Source organism: Thermogutta sp., from assembly GCF_014359955.1.
In the GTDB taxonomy this organism is placed as follows: Bacteria; Planctomycetota; Planctomycetia; order Pirellulales; family Thermoguttaceae; genus Thermogutta.
In genome coordinates this window covers 1-2,657 of sequence record NZ_JACIYL010000632.1, presented here as the reverse complement: position 1 = coordinate 2,657, position 2,657 = coordinate 1, and the positions used below count along the sequence as shown (strand labels likewise).

The 2,657-nt window shown below is 55.4% G+C and carries 3 protein-coding genes; 2 read left to right on the top strand and 1 reads right to left on the bottom strand.

From position 1 onward, the window contains the following. On the top strand, positions 1 to 796 hold a 796-nt coding region (locus tag H5U08_RS15225; protein WP_366494687.1), incomplete at its 5' end, for an aminotransferase class I/II-fold pyridoxal phosphate-dependent enzyme. 12 nt (positions 797 to 808) lie between these two features. Here the strand turns inward: H5U08_RS15225 and H5U08_RS15220 are convergent. Further along, positions 809 to 1,342 carry a nitroreductase family protein gene (locus H5U08_RS15220; RefSeq protein ID WP_297034918.1) on the bottom strand — a complete coding sequence of 178 codons (534 nt, stop codon included), beginning with the start codon at positions 1,340 to 1,342 and terminating at the stop codon, positions 809 to 811. A gap of 212 nt (positions 1,343 to 1,554) precedes the next feature. Between H5U08_RS15220 and corA the strand changes: the two genes are divergently transcribed. Further along, a partial coding sequence (corA, locus tag H5U08_RS15215; RefSeq protein WP_297034915.1) for a magnesium/cobalt transporter CorA occupies positions 1,555 to 2,657 on the top strand: 1,103 nt, incomplete at its 3' end.

Genomic DNA, 2,657 nt, shown 5'->3' with positions numbered 1-2,657 from the left:
CGGGAAAAGCATTTTCATCTGTCGTGAGCCGGTGAAAGAAATCTGCAAAATCCTCTCCCGGCTCAAGCAGAAGCCGCTGGTCATGTACGATGCCGCGCACGTCCTGGGTATTCTGGGGCCCGCCTTCCAGGACCCATTCGCCGAAGGGGCGAATATCGTGACGGGCTCCACACACAAAACCTTCTACGGAACCCAGCGGGGGATCATCGCGGCACGATTCGATCCAGACTCACCGCACGCCGCGCTTTGGGATCACATCCGCCGGCGCGCTTTCCCAGGCTTTCTCAGCAACCATCATCTGGGAACCCTTCTCGGTTTGCTGCTGGCGGCCATGGAGATGAACACCTACCGCGAAAGCTATCAAACTCAGGTGCTCAAAAACGCCAAGGCATTTGCCAGGGCTCTCCACAACTGTGGGATTCAGGTTGAGGGGAATCCCGCCGTTGATTACACGGAAACCCATCAGGTGCTGGTTCGCGTGGGGGCCCACATGGGAATCGAGGCTGCGGAGCGACTGGAGGAATCCAACATCATCGTTAATTATCAGGCCCTGCCCGGTGACGAAAACTTCGCCGCCAGCTCAGGAATTCGCATGGGCGTGGCCGAAATGACACGCTTCGGCATGCGCGAGCAGGACTTCCAGGAACTGGCCGAGCTCATCGCTGATGTCTTGCTCCGCGGCCGTCGCGTCGCTGATGCAGTGGTCAAGCTCCGCAGCCGGTTCCTGCAGATGCAATACTGCTTTGCTCCCCAAGATTGGCCGAAGCTTACCGAAAAACTCCTGGCGACATTCTAACAGCGAAACGCTTTATTCCCCTGCTCCCCAGCGATTGAACCAGGCGCGTTTTTCAAATGGCAGTTTTTCCCTCTGTTGTCCGGGCTCTGCGGGCACGCCGATTGGCAAGAGGACGCGGACATGGAGGTCGGAGGGAACTCCCAGCATTTCTCCAATCCGTTCGGCAATTCGGTTGTAACGCAGCGCACCGTCGATCCACACCGTCGCGTACCCAAGGGCCGTGATGGCCAGAAGCATGTTCTCCACGGCAGCTGCACAATCTTCGATATGGAAAGAGACATTGCCCATCACGGGCCGCGGATCCGTAACACACACGATCATAGCCTTAGCAGTGGTGCAAACAGGTTTGTTTTCGAACAGCGAAGCGATCCGGTGAATGAGCTGAGGATCGTCCACAATGACGAAACTCGTGGTCTGCGCGTTCTTGCCCGAGGGTGCGCGGATACCAGCCTCCACGATTTTCCGCAGGTGTTCTCGAGGAATCGGAATATCTCGGAAAGGTCCGCGGTAACTGTAGCGCTTCTCGATGGCTTCAAAGACATCCATAAATCCCTCCCGTCGCTGTTTGTCGTCCGCTGGAAAGGCCCTCGTCCCTATTGCCGATCATAGATGGGGAGCACTTTAATGTTATCGTACGATAACATTGGCGGACTCTTGTTCCCTCATCCTGATCATGATGGCACCTTTGGCCATGTCGAACAACCACGTTTCACGCGCAAAACTTGTAACAGTGACACCGCATATAAGGACGTCGCTTTATGACGCACGCTCATGCTTCTCCCGAATCGAGGAAAGCGCGGAGAATCAAGCGCTACCGTATCCGGCGAAGAACACCTCCCGGAGCGGCCCCCGGGACAATCATTGCGGAACCGACGCCACAGCCTTCCAGGATAACCTTAACCCATGTCCTTCCTGATACCATCGAAGAACAGGAGGTCCAGCATCCCGAGGTGATCCGGAGTTGGCTGAGCCGCCCCGGCTGGATCTGGTGTGACATCGACGGGCCGGGAAATAACCAGCTTATTTCCAAGATCGCCCAAATGTTCAACCTGCATCCACTGGCCCTGGAAGACGTCGTCAACACACACCAGAGGGCCAAAGTGGAAGAGTACGACGGAACCCTGTTCATCACCATGCGGCTGCCCCAGGTGGCGGAAAACGGCATTATCGAGAGCGAACAGATTAGCCTATTCCTTGGCCGAAATTTTCTGCTGAGCTTCCAACCTCGACCGGGTGATGTGTTCGCCCCTATCCGAAAACGCTTTCACGATCCAGGAAGTCCACTTCGTCAGCTCGGCCCGCAATATCTGGCCTACTCGTTGATTGACCTGGTCATCGACCACTATTTTCCCGTGCTCGACTTTCTCGGCGAAAAGCTGGAATCGTTGGATGAAGAGGTGACGCGTGCCGATGCCCGCAAAGTCCTGGGCGAAATCCACGATCTGCGGCGGGAACTTCTCTATCTGCGCCGTATTCTGTGGCCCCACCGGGATGCCGTTCAAATCCTGCTTCGCGATTATCCCAATTTCCTCACGGACGCCGTGAGAGTTCACCTCCGGGATTGCTGGGATCATGTGGTTTTGCTTCTTGATCTGACGGAAACATACCGGGAACTGTGCGCCGATCTTCGGGATTACTGCCTCTCAGCGATCAGCAACCGCATGAACGAAGTGATGAAATGGCTGACGCTCATCGCCACGATCTTTATTCCTTTGAGCTTTATCGCAGGCGTTTACGGGATGAACTTCGATCCTGACTTTTCTCCGTGGAATATGCCGGAATTAAGATGGTATTATGGATATCCTTTTTCTTTGCTGCTTATGCTGGCGGTGGCCGTTTTGATGATCTGGATTTTCTACCG

Bases quoted from the DNA above. Each gene is read 5' to 3' on its own strand.
- H5U08_RS15220 (WP_297034918.1), bottom strand. From the start codon at position 1,342: ATGGATGTCTTTGAAGCCATCGAGAAGCGCTACAGTTACCGCGGACCT.